The organism is Flavobacterium sp. RSSA_27, from assembly GCF_051547125.1.
GTDB lineage: Bacteria > Bacteroidota > Bacteroidia > Flavobacteriales > Flavobacteriaceae > Flavobacterium.
Genome location: NZ_JBPTTN010000005.1, coordinates 124,826 through 146,685, shown reverse-complemented (window position 1 = coordinate 146,685; position 21,860 = coordinate 124,826). Strand labels below are relative to the sequence as shown.

Below are 21,860 nucleotides of genomic sequence, written 5' to 3'. Positions count from 1 at the left end.
TCCCATAAAAAATGCCAAAAGATACATCGATAAAATCCGTTTTAATAATAGGTTCAGGCCCTATTGTAATTGGTCAAGCTTGCGAATTTGATTATGCAGGTTCTCAATCGGCACGATCCATTCGTGAAGAAGGAATAGAAGTTATTCTTATCAATTCGAATCCAGCTACGATTATGACGGATCCTTCTATGGCGGATCATATTTATCTTAAGCCTCTTACAACCAAATCGATTATTGAAATTCTAAAAGAGCATCCACAAATCGATGCAGTTTTGCCAACCATGGGAGGTCAAACCGCTTTGAATTTATGTTTAGAAGCGGATGAAAAAGGCATCTGGAATGATTTTGGGGTAAAAATGATTGGGGTAGATGTAAATGCTATCAATATCACTGAAGATAGAGAGCAGTTCAAACAACTGCTTCAAAAAATTAATGTTCCAACAGCTCCTGCTAAAACAGCAACTTCTTTCCTTGAAGGTAAAGAAATTGCGCAAGAATTTGGTTTTCCGTTAGTAATTCGTCCATCGTTTACTTTAGGAGGAACTGGAGCAGCTTTTGTTCATACTAAAGAAGAATTTGATGAAAAACTAACCTATGGTTTAGAAATGTCACCAATTCACGAAGTATTGATCGATAAAGCGTTACTTGGTTGGAAAGAATATGAATTGGAGCTTTTAAGAGATAAAAATGACAACGTAGTAATCATTTGTTCTATCGAGAATATGGATCCAATGGGAATTCACACAGGAGACTCGATTACAGTTGCTCCAGCGATGACTTTATCGGATACGACTTTCCAAAAAATGCGTGATATGGCCATCTTAATGATGCGTTCTATCGGAAATTTTGCTGGAGGTTGTAACGTACAGTTTGCGGTTTCTCCTGATGAAAAAGAAGATATTGTTGCTATCGAAATCAACCCTCGTGTATCGCGTTCTTCAGCTTTGGCTTCTAAGGCTACTGGATATCCAATTGCTAAAATTGCATCAAAACTAGCTTTGGGTTACAACTTAGATGAATTACAAAATCAAATTACAAAATCTACATCAGCTTTATTTGAGCCGACTTTGGATTATGTAATTGTAAAAATACCACGATGGAATTTTGATAAATTCGAAGGTTCTGATAGAACATTAGGACTTCAAATGAAATCTGTAGGTGAGGTGATGGGAATTGGACGTTCGTTTCAAGAAGCATTACACAAAGCCACTCAGTCATTAGAAATCAAACGTAATGGATTAGGTGCTGACGGAAAAGGATATACTAATTACGAGCAAATTATCGAGAAACTAACCTTTGCTAGTTGGGACCGTGTTTTCGTAATTTATGATGCTATTGCAATGGGAATTCCGTTGAGTCGTATTCACGAAATTACTAAAATCGATATGTGGTTCTTAAAACAATATGAGGAACTTTATATCTTGGAAAAAGAAATTTCTAACTATAAAGTAGATACTTTATCGAGAGAATTGCTACTTGAAGCCAAGCAAAAAGGATTTGCTGACAGACAAATTGCGCATATGATGGGTTGCTTAGAGAGTCAAGTACACGAGTTGAGAGAAAAAATGAACATCAATCGTGTGTTCAAATTGGTTGATACTTGTGCGGCTGAGTTTAAAGCGCAAACACCATATTACTATTCTACTTTTGAGGCCGAAATTGAAAAAGCCAATGGAGAGCGTTATGTTCATAATGAAAGTATAGTAACTGATAAAAAGAAAATTGTTGTTCTTGGGTCTGGACCAAACCGAATTGGTCAAGGAATTGAGTTTGATTACTCTTGTGTTCACGGTGTTTTAGCTGCCAAAGAATGTGGTTACGAAACCATTATGATCAATTGTAATCCAGAAACGGTTTCTACAGATTTTGATACTGCGGATAAATTGTATTTTGAACCTGTTTTCTGGGAACATATTTATGATATCATCAAACACGAAAAACCAGAAGGTGTTATCGTGCAGTTAGGAGGGCAAACAGCTTTGAAATTAGCTGAAAAACTTTCTAAATATGGTATAAAAATCATCGGAACAAGTTTTGAAGCTTTGGATTTAGCAGAAGATAGAGGACGTTTCTCTGATCTTTTGACTGAATTAGAAATTCCTTTCCCTCAGTTTGGAATTGCAGAAACCGCTGATGAAGCTTCGGCTTTAGCAGATAAATTAGATTTTCCATTGTTGATTCGTCCATCTTATGTATTGGGCGGTCAAGGAATGAAAATCGTAATCAACAAACAAGAATTAGAAGAACATGTAATCAACTTGTTGAAGTCTATTCCTGGTAATAAATTACTCTTAGATCATTACTTAGCGGGAGCTATTGAAGCTGAAGCGGATGCAATTTGTGATGGTGAAAATGTGTACATCATAGGAATTATGGAACACATTGAGCCTTGTGGAGTACACTCTGGTGACAGTAATGCTACTTTGCCTCCTTTTAATTTAGGAGAATTTGTAATGCAACAAATTAAAGATCATACTAAGAAAATTGCCTTGGCATTGAAAACGGTAGGATTAATCAATATTCAGTTTGCGATAAAAGATGATATGGTTTACATTATCGAAGCGAATCCTAGAGCTTCTAGAACAGTACCGTTTATTGCAAAAGCTTATGGAGAGCCTTACGTGAATTACGCTACTAAGGTGATGCTTGGAGTAAATAAAGTGACTGATTTTGATTTCAATCCACAGTTAAAAGGATTCGCTATCAAACAACCCGTTTTCTCATTTAGTAAGTTCAAAAATGTAAACAAAGCGTTAGGGCCAGAAATGAAATCTACTGGTGAGAGCATTTTGTTTATTGATGACTTGAAAGACGATCAATTCTATGAGTTGTACTCTAGAAGAAAAATGTACTTGAGCAAATAAACTCAAATTTATAGATATAAAAGCCCCATTTAGGGGCTTTTTTTGTGTCTTCAAAGAACTCTTTTGTTATTTGTTATTAGCTATTGGTTTGTCGTTTCGGCTCCATTCGCTCCAAGAGCCTACATACAATTTAGGAATATCGAAACCTGCATGATGTATGGCTAATAAAGTATGGCAAGCTGTAATGCCCGACCCACAATGAACAATTGTATTTTCTGAAGAAGATTTGGATAGGATAGGGCTGTATTTTTCTTTTAAATCTTCTGGATGCAGAAATAAACCGTTCTCATCTAGATTTTCAGTAAAAGGAAAGTTGATGGCACCTGGAATATGACCTGCAATTAAGTCAATGGGTTCGCTTTCTCCGTTATAACGAAAAGCTTCTCGAACATCTATTACGGTATGTGAAGGAAGTTCGGCTACTTTTTCGACTTCATCAATTGAAGCTATAGGCCATTGCCAAGTTGTACAAGGATAGTTTTCTTTTTTTGCTAAAGGAACTGGTTTCGAATTTATAGGAAAACCTATTTTTTCCGCTCCTTGAATACCACCGTTAAGCACTTGTGCTTTTTCGTGACCAATAGCGCGTAGCATCCACCAAAAGCGAGCGGCGGCATTTGCTCCATTTTTATCGTCATAAACTACTACCCAAGTTTGAGGAGTAATCCCTAAATAGCCCAAAGTTTTTGAAAAATCTTCAATGCTAGGCAAAGGATGTCTTCCTCCGATAGCAACATCAGTTTCGATAGTAGCCAATTGTGTATTAGCATCTGCAAAAATGGCTCCTTCCAAATGCTTGCTATCATAATTAAGTCTAGTGTTTGGACCGTTGCTGGCATCAACCAAAAGGATGTTTTCGGTTTTGTAAATAGTTAGTAGCTCTGTGGCATTTATAATTTGGGATATTGACATATTCAATTTTTAGTTGGTTTCAAAAGATTTTTTCAAACTATAATACAATAACATTCCTGTAATTTCATTGGTGTAGTTTATGGAGGCACTAAACAAATGATTATTGATGAAAGTGTTATAGATTTCTTGTGTTAATACGAGTCTGTCATTCTTGCTATTGTACAATCTAATCGTTATTTTATAGAATTGGCGAGGTCCTAAGTTTAAATTTGAAGCTTTAATTTCGGATTTGAGCTCTTTTATTTTAGCATACGTATTGCTTAATAATTGTACGGAAAAATTTTTATGCTCTTCCAAAGTAACTTTTTTGTCGCCTTTTAGACTTTCATAACTTGAACTGAAATAATTGTATTTATTTCTTTCAAAACCAATCAAAAGTGGAGGTTTGGAATGGATAGAGTTAGCTTCTTGAACATTGTTTTTGACAAAAGGATACCCTTTGTTTTGAAGTTCTTCTGTTGTTTTGAGTTCGGTTACTTTAAATCCTTTGGGTATAGCAATTTTCCAATCAAACAGATTACAGATGAATACATTGTTCTCTATTCTTCCATTGGCAACTTCTTCTATGATGATACCTTCGGGGTCAATATTTAGAACGTTTTCTTGTGAATAAACAAGAGTAGTGTAACAAAGAAGGAATATAAATAGGAGTCTATTCTTCATTTGCAATAGCTTTCAAATTAATAATGCCATCGCCTGTAAGATCAGCGACATGTTTGGTAATTTTTTCAATATCCCAATCCCACCACTTAAGTTCTAAAAGGGTTTCGATTTTTTCATCAGTGAATCTTTTTTTAATCACTTTTGAGGGGTTGCCACCAGCAATTGAGTATGGAGGAACATCTTTGGTTACTGTTGTATTGGCCGCAATTATGGCACCGTCACCTATTGTTATTCCTGGCAAAATTGTCACATTGTAACCAATCCAAACATCATTGCCTACTATTGTGTTTCCTTTGTTGGGATAGGTTTTGTCTTTCATAGCATTTTGCCAATCGTGTCCAAAGATGGCAAAGGGATACGAGCTAATGCTTTGGGTTAAATGATTAGCTCCATTCATAATAAAAGTTACGTCAGAGGCAATCATGCAAAACTTACCAATAATCAATTTGTCGCCTATAAAATCAAAATGATATTTTACATTTTTTTCAAAATTAGCCACATTTTCAAAATCATCATAATAGGTGTAATCTCCAACGATAATGTTGGGATTGGTGATGATGTTTTTTAAAAAGCATAATCTGGTGTAGTTTTCGAGTGGAAATTTTTGATTTTTATCAGGATATTGCATAGTGCTCTTTTGGTATCTCTTTCTGAATGCTTTTTATTTTAGATTTTTTTTGAAAAAGTCAATGGTTCTTGACCAAGCCAATGTTGCAGCTTTTTCATCATATCTTGGTGTAGTATTGTTGTGAAAACCGTGATTTACATCGGGATAGATAAAGGCAGTATAATCAACTTTGTTTTGTTTTAAAATGGTTTCATAGGCGGGCCAACCTTCATTTACTCTAGTATCTAAGCCTGCATATTGTATCAAAAGCGGTGCTTTTATTTTTGCGGCATCTTCGGCAGAAGGTTGTCCTCCGTAAAACGGAACAGCTGCACCTAATTTTGGAATGCGAACGGCCATCATGTTGGCAATCCATCCGCCAAAACAAAAACCTACCACTCCTATATGTCCATTACAATCTTTATGATCTTTTAAAAATTCATAGGCAGCAATAAAATCTTCGAGCATTTCCTCACGGGTACGTTTTTTTTGTAATTCACGACCAGCATCATCATTTCCTGGATATCCACCAAGAGGACTCAAAGCATCGGGAGCTAATGTGATAAAACCTTCCAGCGCCCCTCTTCTTCCAACGTCTTCAATGTAAGGATTTAGACCTCTGTTTTCATGAACTACAATAATACCGGGTAATTTTTTCTTTTTGTCGGTTGGTTTAGAAAGTAATCCCTTGATTGTTCCGCCTCCTTTTGGGGACGGATAGCTAATCATGGCTGATTCTAATCTTGGATCATCGGCTGCAATAGTTTGAGTGTCTTTATAATTTGGCGTCATAAAATTGAGTAGGGTAGGGACAGTCAAACTTCCCACTGCGAAAAGCGATAATTTTTCAATAAATTGCCTTCTTTCTATTTTGTTATGAGCATAGTCATCATACAAATCAAAAACTTCTTGGCTAATATCTGCTTTGGTAATTTCTTTCATAGTTGGTTTTTTTTTGGAGAATTGGTTGCTGTTTTATAGGAGAGAATAATTACGAAATAGTAAACTTAATTAAACAAAAAATAATAATCTCATCTAAAAGTCTTTTTGCACATAAAAATAACTTTTTTTTCGTTTACATAATGAGTCATTGCAAACTCTAGCGTTATTTAGTTATTTTTATTGCATTAAAAATAACTAAAATACTGTTTTTGGTATATAATCATCAAATTTTATGGCACTTTTTCAACGATTGAATTCCAAGTTAACACCTATTATCAATACTGGATTTGGGACCAATGCTACTGTGAACGGAAAACGCTTTTTGGACAAGGAAGGTAGTGCAAGAGTGAAACGTTTAGGATTGACTTTTTTTGAAAGAAATAGTTGGTACCATACCTTATTGGATTTGCCTTCTTGGAAGTTCTTTGGTTTATTATTGTTGTTTTACATAGGTATTAATTTTGTTTTTGCTTGTTTGTATTTCGCCATCGGAATAGAACATTTAAATGGTATAGCGACCACTCAAAGTCAATGGGAGCAGTTTGGGCAAGCTTATTTTTTTAGTGCTCAAACTTTTACTACAGTTGGTTACGGTCATATAAGCCCTATTGGGTTTTTAACCAGCTCGCTTTCGGCTGCCGAAGCATTAATTGGTTTGCTCTGTTTTGCTATTGCAACTGGATTGTTTTTCGGTCGTTTTAGTAAACCTAGAATCTATTTAAAATTTTCCGAAAATGCCATCATTGCGCCCTATCAAGGAGGAACAGCTTTGATGTTTAGGCTGGCACCCTACAAAAACACCAATTATCTCGATACAGAAGTCAATGCTACCTTAGGATTGAGCATAGAAGAAAATGGAGTAATGACCAATAAATTTTACTCATTAGATTTAGAAATTAATAAAGTAAATACACTTGTGTTGAGTTGGACTATAGTGCATCCCATTACCGATAAAAGCCCTTTGTACCAATTTACCGCTCAAGATTTTGCAAATCTGCAAGGAGAAATTTTAGTTTTCGTCAAAACATTTGATGATATGTACAGCACCACTGTGGCTACAAGAACTTCTTATATTTTTCCTGAAGTTATTTATGGAGCTAAGTTTAGACCCATGTTTGAACGTAGTGCTAATCACATCCATACCTTAATCCATTTGAATCAGCTCAATGATTTTGAAAAAGTGAGATTATAATTTTTATTTTCCATTGTTTATCAAAAAAAATATTTTACTTTTGTTTAATAAATTTGACAAAACAATGAACAATATTAAAAATGTATTCAGTATCAAAGACCTAGAAAACCTTTCAGGGATTAAAGCACATACGATTCGTATTTGGGAAAAACGATACAATGTTTTGCAGCCTATGCGAACGGATACAAATATTCGTTTATATGATCTTCATAGTCTTCAAAAGTTGTTAAACATTACGTTGCTTCATGATTATGGATACAAAATATCCAAGATCGCAACCTATTCAGAAGAAAAAATTCCTTCATTAGTACGCGAAATAATCACCACCAAAAATGCCAATAATCACGCCATCAGTGATTTTAAAATGGCAATGATGAATTTTGATCAAGACTTGTTTTTTAAGACTTATGATTGGCTTATTGCTAAAAAAACATTCAAAGAGGTCTTTATGCAAGTTTTTGTTCCTTTGATGAATGAATTGGGATTGTTATGGCAAACCGATACTATTACACCAGCTCACGAACATTTTGTGAGCTATTTAATCAAGCAAAAATTATTGATTAATATTGAGAGTCAGCAAACTAAACCTGTACAATTTCATAGTAAAGTGTTTGTTTTGTCATTACCAATGAATGAAATACATGAGTTAGGTTTAATGTATTTGCATTATGAAATTCTGTTGCAAGGTTATAAAACGGTTTATTTGGGAGAAAGCATGCCAATAGACAACTTGAAAGTGTTGAAAAGTAATTTTGGTCCCATCGTCTACATTACCTACATGACGGTACAGCCCGATCGTGATGCTATAGACAATTATGTGGCCACCATGGAGTCGGAGTTATTAGGAGATGGAACGAAATTATGGTTTATAGGCCGTTTAGTAGATAACATTAACCAAGAAAAAATTGCAGAAGATACTAGAGTTTTTGGTTCTATCACTGAATTGGTAGATGCCCTTTAGCCCTTCTAATTTAGCCTAAAAAAACAATGAAAAAAATCACAATTATTGGTTCCGGTTTTTCTGCTTTGTCCGCCTCTTGTTATTTAGCCAAAAGCGGCTACGATGTTACTATTTTTGAGAAAAATGCAACAATTGGCGGAAGAGCAAGGCAGATGAAAGCCGCTGGTTTTACTTTTGATATGGGGCCGAGTTGGTACTGGATGCCCGATATTTTTGAACGTTTTTTTGCCGATTTTAATAAAAAACCAAGTGATTATTACGAGTTAATTAAACTTTCTCCAGCTTACAGAGTATATTTCGGAATCAATGATTTTATAGCTATTGCAGATAATCTTGACGAAATTGTAACCACTTTTGAAAATATCGAAAAAGGAAGTGGTAAAGTTCTTAGAGCTTTTATGGCCGAAGCTCAGAGTAATTACGATATTGCTATTAAAGATTTGGTGTACCGACCTGGTGTTTCTCCGTTAGAATTGGTTACTATAAAAACAGCCCAAAAAGTGGGTCAATTTTTTAGCAATATCAGTAAAGATGTTCGCAAAAAGTTTACCAATCCAAGATTGATTCAGATTCTTGAATTTCCAGTCTTGTTTCTTGGAGCCAAACCTTCGGATACTCCTTCTTTTTATAGTTTTATGAATTACGCTGATTTTGGTTTAGGAACTTGGCATCCCAAAACAGGAATGTTTGATGTAGTTTTAGCTATGGAAAGTTTGGCCAGAGAGTTAGGGGTAAAGTTTGTTACCAATGCAGCCATCGAAAAAATTGTAGTCGAAAACAAAACAGCCAAAGCGGTTGTCATCAACGGACAAACCATCACCTCTGATGTAGTCTTGAGCGGTGCCGATTATCATCATACAGAAACTTTATTGGATAAAGAGCATCGAGCTTACTCAGAAACGTATTGGGAAAGCCGTGTTTTTGCACCTTCCTCATTATTGTTTTATGTAGGTTTTGATAAAAAAATAGAAAATATTTCGCATCACGCTTTATTTTTTGATGTTGATTTTTACCAACACGCAAAAGATATTTACGATGAACCACAATGGCCAAAAGAACCTTTGTTTTATGCTAATTTTCCCTCTCTTACGGACCCGACAGCAGCACCAGAAGGTATGGAATCTGCTTTCTTTTTGGTGCCTTTAGCGCCAGGAATTAATGATAGCGAAGCGTTGAGAGAACAGTATTTTGATAAAATAATTACTCGTTTTGAGCAACTTACGCAACAAACTGTAAAAAATAATATTATATTTAAACAATCATTCTGTAAAAATGATTTTGTTTCTGAATATAACTCATACAAAGGAAATGCCTATGGTATGGCCAATACGCTACTCCAAACGGCTTTTTTGAGACCAAAATTGAAAAGTAAAAAAGTAAACAATTTATATTTCACTGGACAATTAACAGTGCCAGGACCAGGCGTTCCACCTGCATTAATTTCAGGAAAGTTAGTATCAGAGTTAATCAATAAAAAATTTTCAGAAGCGTAAATTATGAAGCAATTATTTGATGATGTATCTTTTAAGTGTAGTAAGTTAGTGACCAAAAGCTATAGTACTTCATTCTCTTTGGCAGTAAAAATGCTAGCGCCAAGTATTCGAGATGATATCTATAATATATATGGTTTTGTCCGCTTTGCTGACGAAATTGTAGACTCTTTTCACGGATATCAAAAGGAACAATTGATTCAAGATTTTGAAACCGATTATTACAAGGCATTGGCTTCAGGAATTAGTTTGAATCCTATCCTGAATGCCTTTCAAATCACTGTAAAAAAGAATAATATTTCGGATGATTTGGTGCAAGCTTTTCTTAAAAGTATGAAAATGGACTTGGTGAAATCAGAGTATAATACCAAGGCTGAATACGATGATTACATCTACGGTTCAGCGGATGTAGTGGGTTTAATGTGTCTTAAGGTTTTTGTTCAAGGAAATCAAGAAAAATACGATGCCCTCAAAGAAGAAGCGATGAGATTGGGCTCTGCTTTTCAAAAAGTGAATTTCTTGAGAGATTTAAAAGACGACAATCTAGTTTTGAATCGTAATTATTTTCCAGGAGTAGACCTTCGTTCTTTCGATGATGAAGCAAAAAAAGCGATTATTGCTGAAATTGATGAAGATTTTAAAGCAGCAAGAGAAGGCATTAAGAAATTACCGCTTGAGGCTAAATTTGGTGTTTTTACAGCCTATGTCTATTACAAAAAACTTTTGAATAAGTTAGAGCGTACTCCTTCACACAAAATCGGCACATCTAGAATACGCGTTTCTAATTATTCCAAAGCGGGATTATTGGCGCAATCTTTCGTAACTTACAAGTTGCGATTAGTTTAATATTTCATTTCAAATTCATTCAAAAATGCTTAATTTTTTCATATTTCTAGGAGTTTTTCTTTTTATGGAGTGCGTCACTTGGTGTACACATAAGTTCGTGATGCACGGTTTTATGTGGTATTTTCACGCCGACCACCATCAGCCAAAATATGCACATATCTTTGAGCGCAACGATATTTTCTTTGTCATTTTTGCTATTCCTAGTATTCTCTTTTTTTATTTTGGTGTAGAAGGTGGTCTTAATTATTTGTTTTTTATCGGATTGGGTATCTTTTTTTATGGATTGTGTTACTTTCTAATTCACGATGTTTTGATTCATCAACGCTTCAAATGGTTCAAAAACACCAATAATAAATATCTTATTGGGCTACGAAAAGCACACAAAGTACACCACAAACATTTAGGCAAAGAACACGGCGAATGTTTTGGAATGCTATTCGTTCCGTTCAAATATTATAAAATGTAGTTTTTGGGCGTGCCCCCCGAAATACGAATATACTAACAAAACGACACTCCAATCGGGGGTCGTGTCATCCATTCCCCCTTTTTTATTTTTTTTATAGCCTTAAACCCTAGGCTTTAAAAAAAATAAAAAGAGCTCCATTACTACCCCTCACGCGGGGAAATCAACACCATTTATCGCATACATTATGAAAGTATATAAATTAGAAACCGTGCAACACGTCAACGCAACACTTGACGAGTGTTGGGCTTTTTTTTCCAGTCCACAAAATCTGCAAAAAATTACACCTCTAGATATGGGGTTTCAAATCGTAGATTTCGACGGAAGAACCGCTTATCCTGGTCAAGTGATACAATACAAAGTATCGCCTTTGGCAGGAATAAAACTAAGTTGGATGACCATCATTACTGCCGTAAAAGACAAAAGTTATTTTATAGATGAGCAGCGTTTTGGTCCCTATACGTTGTGGCACCACAAACATTTCTTTGAAGCCACCGAAAACGGTGTAAAAATGACCGATGTGGTACATTACGCCCTACCTCTAGGTTTTTTAGGTCGCATCATGAATTTCCTAGTAGTCAAAAATAAACTAAAAACAATCTTCGACTACAGAAGAGTAGCAGTAGACCAACTTTTTAATGCAAAATAATGACTGCCCAGCCTATTACTTTTTTTTGGTTCCGTCGCGATTTGCGGTTAGAAGATAATGTAGGTTTGTATCAGGCGTTACAAAGTGGCTATCCCGTACTTCCTGTTTTCATTTTTGATGAGGCCATTTTGGAACATTTGCCCAAAGACGATGCTAGAGTTACTTTTATCTACGAATCACTTTCGAAAATCAACGAAAAATTAGCCGAATTTGGGAGTTCTCTTTTGGTAAAAAAAGGAAAAACCCAAGATGTTTGGCAACAATTAATAACCGAATTTGAGGTCAAAGCGCTTTTTTTCAATAAAGATTACGAACCCTATGCCATAACTAGAGACCAACAGATTACCGAATTATTAGCTCAAAATGGCGTAAAAGTTCAGGCATTCAAAGACCAAGTCATTTTTGAAGAAGCCGAAATCACCAAGGCCGACGGTTTGCCTTACACGGTTTACACGCCCTATAAAAACAAATGGTTAGAAAAATATAAAACGATAGCACCCGTTACGGAGCACGATACGAATGTTTTTTCAGAAAATTGGTTGGCTAGTTCCTTCGAATTTCCTTCCTTGTCTGCTATTGGTTTTGAAACGAGTAGCATCAAAGTCAAACCCCACAATTTGACTAAGATTGCAAATTATCACGAAACCCGTGATTTTCCAGCATTAGACACAACCTCTTATTTATCACCACATTTGCGATTTGGTACTGTTAGTGTTCGAAAATTAGTGAATTGGGCAGCTCGTAAAAATGACGTTTTTTTGAGCGAATTGATTTGGAGAGAATTTTTTATGCAAATCTTGTATCATTTCCCCAAAGTAGTCCAACACAATTTTAAATCGGCATACGACGGCATAGAATGGCGCAATGACGAAGCCGATTTTCAACGCTGGTGTTCTGGAAACACAGGTTATCCAATGGTTGATGCAGGTATGCGCGAACTTAATGCTACGGGTTATATGCACAATCGCGTGCGTATGGTGGTAGCAAGCTTTTTGTGTAAACATTTGCTATTACCGTGGCAATGGGGCGAAGCCTATTTCGCACAAAAGCTCTTAGATTATGATTTGTCTGCCAATGTGGGCAATTGGCAATGGGCTGCAGGTACAGGTTGCGATGCGGCTCCTTATTTTAGAGTCTTCAACCCCGATATTCAATTGCAAAAATTTGATACCAAAGGACACTACATCCGAAAATGGATACCTGAATTTGATTTAGGTTACGGAGCACCTATGGTCGAACACGCTATGGCAAGAGACCGCGCAATCGCTACGTATAAAGCAGGGATTTTGAAATAATTTTTCACAAATAAAGTTCTCAAATTGGGAATTTTTGTATATTTGCTACAGTTTACAGCATCCTATGGCTAGAATTTTTGTTAAAGGTACATTGAGGGACTATTGCGGACAACATCCTGATACGGAACAATATTTGAAGACTTGGTATGATACCGCCCTAAATTCTACTTGGAAAACACCTGCTGATGTGAAAAGAAGTTACGCAAGTGCAAGCATCTTAAAAGATAGTAGAATAGTTTTTAACATTAAAGGAAATTCTCATAGACTTATTGCTAAATTCAATTTTGAAAAACAATGGATTTTTATACGATTCATCGGAACACATTCTGAATACGACAAAATTGATGCAAATACAATATAAAAAAAATAGTTATGAAATCGCCATTAACAACAGGTTTGTAGCAAACAAAAACCAATACAAAAAAGGCGACCCGGGCGAAGCGAATTGGCGAAGCATACCACCTATGCCCATAAAAAATAAATTTTACATATATGAAAATCATTCCCATCAAAACTGATAAAGATTATAAAGAAGCACTAGCAAGATTTGAAGTTTTGTTTGATGCTCCAATAGGTACTCCTGAGGGCGATGAAGCTGAAATTTTAGCAATATTAATCGATGAATATGAGAATGTACATTTTCCTATTAATCTGCCAGATCCTATAGAAGCCATTAAAATCAGAATGGAGGAAATGCAATTAAAACAGATTGATTTAGTTGAAGCTATCGGTGGGAAAAGTAGGGTTTCCGAAATTTTAAATCGTAAAAGAAAATTAACAGTTGAGATGATTCGAAATTTGGTCATTCGGTTGAACCTTTCTCCTAGTGTATTGATTAATGACTATCCTTTAGTTCGTTAAATTTTTCGTGACAATCATACATTCCTTCTTAATACACCGTCCCGTTCTTGGTTAACTTTCTGCAAAAACTCCAAAAATGAAAATCTATATCAAAAATATGGTGTGCCATCGTTGCATTATGGTGGTGCATTCCGAGTTGGAAAAGAGCGGATTTACGCCACTTTCCGTATCTCTTGGTGAAGTAGTTTTTGAAAAGGAACTTGCTGTAAGCGACCAAGAAATTATAGCTAAAACACTTCAAAATGTTGGTTTTGAAATCATCGAAGATCATAAAAAGAAAGGGGTTGAAAAAGTGAAAACCTTGATTATTGATTTGGTTCAAAATCAAAATTCGGCACTCAAAAACACTCTTTCCGATTATTTGAGCACCCAATTGGATTGTGATTATAAATCCATTACTACTATATTTACTGAACTCGAAGGCACTACGATCGAGAAATATTTCATCGCACAAAAGATTGAGAAAGTAAAAGAGTTATTAGTATACAACGAATTGACTTTGAGTGAAATCGCCTTTCAGTTGCAGTATTCCAGCGTGGCACATTTGAGCAATCAATTCAAAAGCGTAACGGGATTAACTCCGAGTTATTTCAAAAATCTTCGCTCTGACCGTCGTATTCCCCTAGACCAAGTCCAAGCAAAGTAGTTCGTTTCCCTTAAAAAAGTTAGCCACGAATGCACAAATTGGTACTAATTTTTATAAATATTAAAATGGAATTGCACTAATTTTATAGATCCTTAAGAATTCGTGGAATAAAAAACGGTTAGAAATTAGTGTATATTCTTGTTTTTTTGGGGAAATTTTCTTGATTATAAGGTGTTTTTTATGGCGTAAATTCTAAAATTCATGTTATTTGTGAATTGAAGAACCAAAGTAAATTGCACCACAATTATTATAGCATTCTAGCTGCAATTGGTGCATTCGTGGCTCTTTTTTAGATGACGGATGCTTGAAAAAGTATTCACTGTTTATCTACCGAAATTGTTGTAATTTTTTTGGATAATTGTGTAATACTTCTCAATTAGATTACGTCTAATTTTGTAATGTATTGATTTAATACAATATAAACAGTATTTAATTGTAAACATATAAGTTAACTAAGTTTTTTAAATCAGCTTATTTATGCAGATAGGTATTAGAGAATATAAGTTATTAGTATTCTTTTCGAAACTATCCTACATCACTTAGATGATCTATTAATTTTACTTTAGCTATTCAAAGTAGAAACTTAAATGTCTCCTATGTTTTAATTTTTTTGATAAAATGCTGTAGTTTATAAAATTAAGCGTACTCTAATATTTAAACAGTACATTATGAAAACCACTATAAAGAAACAAATTCCTGTTTTACAAATGGGATGTGCGTCTTGCGCCAATAGAATCGCATCTACGGTTCAAGCTTTAAATGGGATTGTTTCAGCCGAAGTTAATTATGCTTCTGCGCTACTTTCTCTTGAGTTTTTTCCCAATGTCATTACCCTATCCGAAGTCCAAAAAGCGGTGCAAGACGCAGGCTATGATTTGTTTATTGAAGAGGATACGAATCATACCCAAACACTAGAGGAGCTGCAAGAAAAAAATGTTAAGGCTTTAAAAACCAAAACCATTTGGGCTTTGCTATTGGCTTTGCCTATTGTAATTATTGGTATGTTTTTTATGGAAATGCCCTATGCCAACGAAATTATGTGGGTGTTAGCTACTCCCGTTGTTTTTGGTTTAGGAAGCCGTTTTTTTATAAATGCTTGGAAGCAAGCTCAACATAGTACAGCCAATATGGACACACTCGTGGCGCTGAGTACTGGAGTTGCGTATATATTTAGTGTTTTCAATACATTGTTTCCGGAGTATTGGCATCAAAAAGGACTACACGGACACGTTTATTTTGAAGCAGCAGCAGTAGTGATTGCTTTTATTTTATTGGGTAAATGGTTGGAAGAAAACGCCAAATCCAATACGTCCACAGCCATAAAAAAGTTAATGGCGTTGCAACCTAATGAGGTCACTTTGTGGCTAGACAACGAGCAACAAAAAGTAATTCCTATTGCCCAAGTCAAAGTAGGTGATAAATTGTTGGTAAAACCCGGCGAGCGAATTGCGGTCGATGGGGTTGTGATAAGTGGCGATTCCTATGTAGATGAAAGTATGTTAAGTGGCGAACCTATTCCTGTACTCAAAATGGCAAATGAAAAAGTTTGGGCGGGTACGTTGAATCAAAAAGGGAGTTTGGTATTCAAAGCAGTTCAAATTGGCTCCGAAACCCTTTTGGCACACATCGTCAAAACAGTACAAGAAGCTCAGGGAAGCAAAGCCCCAGTCCAAAAAAAGGTCGATTTTATTGCTAGTATTTTTGTGCCTGTGGTTATGGCAATTGCTGTTTTAGCCTTTGTTTTGTGGTGGATTTTAGGAGGAGAAAATGGGTTTACTCAAGGAATTATGGCTTTGGTCACTGTTTTGGTGATTGCTTGTCCGTGTGCCTTGGGATTGGCAACTCCTACCGCCATTATGGTTGGAGTAGGAAAAGGTGCCGAACACGGGATCCTCATCAAAGATGCCTTGAGTTTGGAATTGGCACAAAAAATAGACACCATCGTCCTAGATAAAACAGGTACCATCACCGAAGGAAAACCCAAAGTTACGGATGAACTGTGGAGTACTGTCGATTCTTTGTTGCGTTCTATTTTGTTGAGTATTGAATCGCAATCCGAGCATCCTTTGGCGGAAGCCGTGGTGCAACATTTACAAGGAGTTCCAACGGTTGCGATTGCGAATTTCGAGAGTGTTACGGGGCAAGGCGTTCGAGCCAAAGTAGGAGGTGAGGAGTACTTTATCGGGAATCCCTCTTTTTTAAAAGCCAACAAAATCAAAATAAACGATGACTTCCTTCAAAAAGGTACCGCTTGGGAAGCCGAAGCCAAAACCGTAATTGGCTTTGCTAATTCAACTAGCGTTTTAGCCCTCTTGGCCATTTCGGATGCGGTAAAACCCACTTCGGTGGCTGCGATTCGTGAGTTGGAAGAAATGGGCATTGCGGTCTATATGCTAACCGGCGATGCTGAAAAAGCCGCGCAAGCGATGGCCGCCCAAACGGGAATTACTCACTTCAAAGGCGGAGTGTTGCCTCAACAAAAAGCCGATTTTATCAAGGAATTACAGGCTCAAGGCAAAACAGTTGCTATGGTGGGTGATGGAATTAACGACAGCACAGCATTGGCCCAAGCCGATGTCAGTATTGCTATGGGAAAAGGAAGCGCCATTGCGATGGAAGTCGCCAATATGACGCTAATGACCTCGGATTTGCATAAGATTCCACAAGCGATTCGTTTGTCTAAAGCTACCGTAGCTACGATACACCAAAACTTATTTTGGGCTTTTATTTACAATGTAATTGGGATTCCTATCGCGGCAGGTATTTTATTTCCGTTTAATGGATTTTTACTTAACCCAATGCTGGCGGGTGCAGCTATGGCACTGAGTAGTGTAAGTGTGGTAAGTAATAGTTTACGATTGAAATTGAAAAAGTTATAGGGAAGTAAACTTTAAAAAAAAACAAATTCCAAATCCCAAGTAGTCGCAGTACCCTTGGAATTTGGAATTTATTTTTTAATCAATTTATTAATCATGCCTTCAAAGATAAAGCCATGAAAGGGGAGCACGGAGTACCAATACAATTTGCCCCAAAAACCATGAGGTTTGAAGGTAGCGGCTTGGTATAAGGTATTGTGTATGATTTTGAATTCTAGCCAAGCTTCACCGGGGAGTTTCATTTCGGCATACAAAATGAGTTTGCCTTCTTTTTTGTTGGCATACAATACCCGCCAAAAATCCAAAACATCTCCCGAATGAATGTCGTGTTTATTGGTACGTCCTCGACGTAAACCAACGCCTCCTACCAACTTATCAATGAAACCTCTAATCTCCCAGAGCCAGTCTCCATAGTACCAACCGGTTTCACCACCAATGGACCAAATACGTTCTATAGTAAAATTACGGTTGATAATTTCTTTTTTACGACGATCAATGTAACAGTCTTTTTTAGGCACTTTGAGATAATCGGCAACATTGCCTATAAATTGTCCGCTTATCAAGGCATCTTTCCAACTCGAAGGAATATCATCTTTGTCTATTTTAAGTAACGCTCTAGATACAGCATCTTTGTAAGTCATTGGTTGAAGATGCAACAGAGAATTGATGCGGTTGTCATGGCAAATGACTTCCACTTTCATACTGCTCACTAAGGCTGAGGCTAATTTATAAGAAGTTGAGGTAACAAAATACAACCAATAGGAAGATAATTTAGGAGTCATTACTGGCACTGTATAAATATAACGTTTCAATCCTGCGGCCTCAGCATACCCCAAAAGCATTTCTTTGTAAGTGAGAATATCCGGGCCTCCAATGTCAAAATTTTGATCATAGGTTGATGCATTGTGTAAACTTTTTATCAAAAAATCCAAGACATCCGAAATGGCTATGGGTTGACAATGTGTATTGAGCCATTTTGGAGTAATCATTACAGGAAGTTTGTTAACCAAATCACGGATGATTTCAAAAGAAGCACTGCCAGAACCAACAATAATACCCGCTCTTAAAGTGGTTATGGCAAAAAGGCCCGTTTTAAGGACGTCTTCAACCGCTTTGCGAGAGGCCAAATGCTTTGACAAAATGGTGTCATTGACTATTCCACTCAAGTAAATCACTTGTTTTACTCGGGTAAGATTCATTCGGTCAACAAAATTCATAGCGGAAGCATATTCTAACGCATCATAATTTTTAGCTGCACCTGACATGGAATGAATCAAGTAATAAGCGACATCAATTTCATTGGGAATAGCACTTAAGGTTTCTTGTTTCAAGAAGTCTACTTGAAGTACTTGTACACTATGACTTAAATTTTCAGGAAGGTAAAATCGATCCTTATCTCGAACACAACATACCACATGATGTCCATTAGCGACTAGCAAAGGAAGTAATCGTTTGCCAACATATCCAGTGGCGCCTGTTAAAAGAATATTCATATGGAAGTAGCGTTTAGTAAAGGTTTACAGAATTTCGCGTAATACAGTAATTATAGTTGTTACTAGTATTGTGACTAAGGTTAAAATGGTTTTTATCATGCTCTTTTTTTTAGTTGAATTATACTTTAAAACTTACCATTCCATAATCCATTACAAAGACTTGCCCTGAAATGGATTGTGCCTCTTTAGAAATCAAGAAATTGGCTAAGTGTGCCACTTCATCAGGTTTCAAAAAACCTTTCATCGGATGCCGTTCTATCATGTTATCTTTCATTCGATCATTTCTTAAAATACCTGAAGCCAATGAGGTATCGGTAATTGTGGGCGCAATTGCATTTACACGTACCACTGAAGCCAGTTCCGCTCCTAATGATTTTACCAATCCTTCTACTCCAGCTTTGGCTGTGGCGATACTTGCGTGAAATGGCATTCCTAATTTAGCCGCTACAGAACTAAATAATAGAATCGAGGGGTCTTGTCCTTTTCGCAAGGCAGGTAAATAATTTTGAATGGCTTTTACAGCGCCGATGACATTGATTTCAAAATCGCTTTTAAAATCAGATATGCTAAGGTTTCCAATAGGTTTTAAAGTAATGGAACCCGGACAATAAATCAAAGTATCCACATTTTCAATAACCGGTAGGGGATCTTGTAAAACATCAACAGCATAGTGCGTTAAGTTGGGATGTGACAAATCTGGCGCTGTTCTACTGATGTTGTATACTTGATTCGATTGCAACTGTTGCAGGAGTATCGCGCTACCGATTCCTTTGCTACCGCCAATGATTACAATGTTTTTCATGCTGTTGCTGGATTTAATTTATCGTTTTGATATCTTGTTGTTAGTGATTTGGCGTTGTAAATTACATTTGAATCTCCCTTCGGTAAATATGCGTAATTTTTCATGTTTGGTTTTCCGACCTTTTACTCTTGCTCGCCAAAGTCTGAAACTTGAAGGTTTCATTTCGGTTCGCATCAAGTCGATGACCTCTTGTTCCTTTACTCCAAATTGCAATTCAATAGCTTCGAAAGTGGTTCGATCTTCCCAAGCCATTTCTATAATTCGGTCAATTTCAAATTCAGAAAGGAAACGTTGCATGTTACAAATAGTTTTGGTACTTATTAACGGAAATAGTAGCTTTCAAATCAAACATTAAATTATACAACCCAAAAAAGGTCCTATTCATATAAATAAAATGCTTGGAACCTCGATTGCCATTCATCTTACGCAGGTTGGTGTCTTTGGCAAATCGCTCGCCCAATTGTGCAATATTGTTAAAGAAGACTTCATCTGAAAAATCAAACTGTGTGTGTTGAAATGGTAAAGTGAATAAGGACAACAAATCATAAAACATACTAGTGAAATACTCGATTTCTTCTGGAGTATCTTCTTTTCTTAAAATTTCAAGCTCAAACAATTTGGCATTAAAGAGTTGTTTGTTGCCAATGATTTCTTTGTTGATTAATTCAAAGTAAGGCACATAAAAGTCATTCGGAATGCTTTTCATACAACCAAAATCTAAGGCAACCAATTGCTGGTTTTCGTCTATCAAAAAATTGCCAGGATGTGGGTCGGCGTGTACTTTTCGTAAAACGTGAATTTGGTACATATAAAAATCCCAAAGTGCTTGTCCCACTTTGTTGGCGGTTTCTTGATGGGTATTTTCGGCAGTGAACTCAGATAAATGTTTCCCTGTCATCCAATCCATCGTCAGTATTTTTTCGGATGAAAATTCTGGATAGTAAGTAGGAAAAACCAAGTTTTCTATTTTTTGGCAAGCAGCCACTACTTCTTGACTTTGTTTTAGTTCAAGGGTATAATTGGTTTCTTCAATCAATTTGTCTTCTACTTCTTTAAAGTATTTATCAGAATCTTTGCCCTGTAGATTAAACATTCGAATCGCCATTGGTTTGACCAAAGCCAAATCCGACGAAATACTGTTAGCTACTCCAGGATATTGAATTTTTACAGCCAATTTTTTTCCTTTTTTCTTCGCCAAATGCACTTGACCAATACTTGCTGCGTTTACCGATTCGGCATTGAATTCATCAAAAATTTCATAAGGTGTTTTGCCAAAATTCGATTTGAAGGTTTTGAGTACCAAAGGAGCCGAAAGCGGCGGAACAGAAAACTGAGATAGAGAAAATTTTTCTACATAGGCTTGTGGTAGAAAATTTTTGTCCATACTCAGCATTTGTGCCACTTTTAGCGCACTTCCTTTCAAGCTTTTTAGGCCGTCATAAATGTCTTCGGCATTGTCTTCGTTGAGTTTATCTCTCGACAAGTCGGAGTTGACTATTTTTTCGCCGTAATATTTTAGGTAATTCACGCCTACTTTTGCCCCCGTTTGCACCAATTTGGTCGCTCGTTCAATCTTTGAAGTAGGAATATAGTCTATGGTTTTCATTAGTTTTTTTGTATTTTTTCTTTGAATAGGAATTTTCCAAAATCGATTAAACTGTCAATAGGAGTGATGTTCATTACTTCGAAAGCTGCTTTTAAGGATTTTTCTATATAGATGTCTGTCTTTTCAAATCCAGCGGAACTGTCGTCCATCCAAAACTTTAAGGTGAGTAAAAACTGAATCCATAATGACTCGGTTGTTGCTTTCTCTTGGTATTCTTGAAAACGCTCGATTTGAATACGGAAATCATCTGTGGTAATTTCACCTATATAATTTTTGAATTTTTTACGAATATCACTCAAAATCAATACGTTTTTTAACTGATTTTTATGTTGTTGCAAGGCATATAAAACATAACTTCGGTTCGCAGTAAGCAATTCAAAAAAAGTATAGTAGAAACTCAACAGTTTGGATCGCATGTCATAACTTGAATAAGCAGGATTTTTTTCTAATAATTCGATGGTTTTATCAAAGAATTGAATGAAGATTTCTTTGTCGATAGCTTCGAGTGTTCCAAAGAAGGTGTAAAATTCGGCTTCGCTAAACCCGTTGTGCTTAGCAAATTGATAAATTGATTTTGGTTTTTCATTATGTTCAACCACATGGTCCATATAATAGGATATTATTTCATCTTTGGTAAGTACAGTTTTTTTAGTTGCCATTGCTGTTCCGTTTAAATTTGAGTATAAAGATAC

Annotated in this window: 21 protein-coding genes; 12 read left to right on the top strand and 9 right to left on the bottom strand. The window is 36.1% G+C overall.

The annotated features are described in order from the left end of the window. The first annotated feature begins 11 nt into the window (after positions 1–11). Complete coding sequence (carB, locus tag ACSVH5_RS08490; protein WP_438061013.1) at positions 12–2,864, top strand: carbamoyl-phosphate synthase large subunit; 2,853 nt, start codon at positions 12–14, stop codon at positions 2,862–2,864. 66 nt (positions 2,865–2,930) lie between these two features. Here the strand turns inward: carB and ACSVH5_RS08485 are convergent, their stop codons facing one another. The 4 genes from ACSVH5_RS08485 to ACSVH5_RS08470 are packed head-to-tail and all read right to left on the bottom strand — an operon-like array spanning position 2,931 to position 5,988. Then, complete coding sequence (locus ACSVH5_RS08485) at positions 2,931–3,776, bottom strand: sulfurtransferase (protein WP_438061012.1); 846 nt, start codon at positions 3,774–3,776, stop codon at positions 2,931–2,933. 9 nt (positions 3,777–3,785) lie between these two features. Next, positions 3,786–4,439 (bottom strand): hypothetical protein, encoded by a 654-nt coding sequence (locus ACSVH5_RS08480; protein WP_438061011.1) that lies wholly within the window; start codon positions 4,437–4,439, stop codon positions 3,786–3,788. Next, complete coding sequence (locus tag ACSVH5_RS08475) at positions 4,429–5,067, bottom strand: CatB-related O-acetyltransferase (protein WP_438061010.1); 639 nt, start codon at positions 5,065–5,067, stop codon at positions 4,429–4,431. The genes ACSVH5_RS08480 and ACSVH5_RS08475 overlap by 11 nt, the downstream gene beginning before the upstream one ends. A gap of 33 nt (positions 5,068–5,100) precedes the next feature. Next, on the bottom strand, positions 5,101–5,988 hold the full coding sequence (locus ACSVH5_RS08470; protein WP_438061009.1) for a dienelactone hydrolase family protein: 888 nt from the start codon (positions 5,986–5,988) through the stop codon (positions 5,101–5,103). Positions 5,989–6,220: 232 nt separating this feature from the next. Between ACSVH5_RS08470 and ACSVH5_RS08465 the strand changes: the two genes are divergently transcribed. From ACSVH5_RS08465 to ACSVH5_RS08415, 11 genes are all read left to right on the top strand, one after another. After that, entirely contained in the window at positions 6,221–7,180 is a 960-nt protein-coding gene (locus ACSVH5_RS08465; protein WP_438061008.1) for an ion channel, read from the top strand. Positions 7,181–7,244: 64 nt separating this feature from the next. After that, positions 7,245–8,141 carry a MerR family transcriptional regulator gene (locus ACSVH5_RS08460; RefSeq protein ID WP_438061007.1) on the top strand — a complete coding sequence of 299 codons (897 nt, stop codon included), beginning with the start codon at positions 7,245–7,247 and terminating at the stop codon, positions 8,139–8,141. Between the two features lie 26 nt (positions 8,142–8,167). Next, positions 8,168–9,634, top strand: a complete 1,467-nt coding sequence (locus ACSVH5_RS08455) for a phytoene desaturase family protein (RefSeq protein ID WP_438061006.1) — start codon at positions 8,168–8,170, stop codon at positions 9,632–9,634. Between the two features lie 3 nt (positions 9,635–9,637). Beyond that, on the top strand, positions 9,638–10,477 hold the full coding sequence (locus ACSVH5_RS08450; protein ID WP_438061005.1) for a phytoene/squalene synthase family protein: 840 nt from the start codon (positions 9,638–9,640) through the stop codon (positions 10,475–10,477). A 25-nt stretch (positions 10,478–10,502) separates the two neighbouring features. Then, complete coding sequence (locus ACSVH5_RS08445) at positions 10,503–10,943, top strand: sterol desaturase family protein (protein WP_438061004.1); 441 nt, start codon at positions 10,503–10,505, stop codon at positions 10,941–10,943. A gap of 184 nt (positions 10,944–11,127) precedes the next feature. Continuing rightward, the gene (locus ACSVH5_RS08440; RefSeq protein WP_438061003.1) at positions 11,128–11,589 is read left to right on the top strand and encodes an SRPBCC family protein; all 462 of its coding nucleotides are present in this window, start codon (positions 11,128–11,130) and stop codon (positions 11,587–11,589) included. Beyond that, positions 11,589–12,884: a cryptochrome/photolyase family protein gene (locus tag ACSVH5_RS08435; protein ID WP_438061002.1), complete on the top strand. Its 1,296-nt coding sequence runs from the start codon at positions 11,589–11,591 to the stop codon at positions 12,882–12,884. The genes ACSVH5_RS08440 and ACSVH5_RS08435 overlap by 1 nt, the downstream gene beginning before the upstream one ends. A 64-nt stretch (positions 12,885–12,948) precedes the next feature. Further along, entirely contained in the window at positions 12,949–13,245 is a 297-nt protein-coding gene (locus ACSVH5_RS08430) for a type II toxin-antitoxin system HigB family toxin (RefSeq protein WP_438061001.1), read from the top strand. Between the two features lie 131 nt (positions 13,246–13,376). Beyond that, positions 13,377–13,745: a helix-turn-helix domain-containing protein gene (locus tag ACSVH5_RS08425; protein ID WP_438061000.1), complete on the top strand. Its 369-nt coding sequence runs from the start codon at positions 13,377–13,379 to the stop codon at positions 13,743–13,745. A 76-nt stretch (positions 13,746–13,821) separates the two neighbouring features. Continuing rightward, positions 13,822–14,391, top strand: coding sequence for a helix-turn-helix domain-containing protein (locus ACSVH5_RS08420; protein WP_438060999.1), 570 nt, complete (start codon positions 13,822–13,824; stop codon positions 14,389–14,391). A gap of 668 nt (positions 14,392–15,059) precedes the next feature. After that, positions 15,060–17,270, top strand: a complete 2,211-nt coding sequence (locus tag ACSVH5_RS08415) for a heavy metal translocating P-type ATPase (protein WP_438060998.1) — start codon at positions 15,060–15,062, stop codon at positions 17,268–17,270. A gap of 68 nt (positions 17,271–17,338) precedes the next feature. Here the strand turns inward: ACSVH5_RS08415 and ACSVH5_RS08410 are convergent, their stop codons facing one another. The 5 genes from ACSVH5_RS08410 to ACSVH5_RS08390 all read right to left on the bottom strand — a co-directional run bounded on the left by ACSVH5_RS08410 (position 17,339) and on the right by ACSVH5_RS08390 (position 21,827). Continuing rightward, entirely contained in the window at positions 17,339–18,760 is a 1,422-nt protein-coding gene (locus ACSVH5_RS08410; RefSeq protein ID WP_438060997.1) for an SDR family oxidoreductase, read from the bottom strand. A gap of 118 nt (positions 18,761–18,878) precedes the next feature. Beyond that, on the bottom strand, positions 18,879–19,562 hold the full coding sequence (locus ACSVH5_RS08405; protein WP_438060996.1) for an SDR family NAD(P)-dependent oxidoreductase: 684 nt from the start codon (positions 19,560–19,562) through the stop codon (positions 18,879–18,881). 18 nt (positions 19,563–19,580) lie between these two features. Further along, on the bottom strand, positions 19,581–19,859 hold the full coding sequence (locus ACSVH5_RS08400) for a TIGR03643 family protein (RefSeq protein ID WP_438060995.1): 279 nt from the start codon (positions 19,857–19,859) through the stop codon (positions 19,581–19,583). Between the two features lies 1 nt (position 19,860). Further along, positions 19,861–21,168, bottom strand: a complete 1,308-nt coding sequence (locus ACSVH5_RS08395) for an ABC1 kinase family protein (protein WP_438060994.1) — start codon at positions 21,166–21,168, stop codon at positions 19,861–19,863. Continuing rightward, positions 21,168–21,827, bottom strand: coding sequence for a TetR family transcriptional regulator C-terminal domain-containing protein (locus tag ACSVH5_RS08390; protein WP_438060993.1), 660 nt, complete (start codon positions 21,825–21,827; stop codon positions 21,168–21,170). Before ACSVH5_RS08390 ends, ACSVH5_RS08395 begins: the two co-directional genes overlap by 1 nt. Between the last annotated feature and the right edge of the window lie 33 nt (positions 21,828–21,860).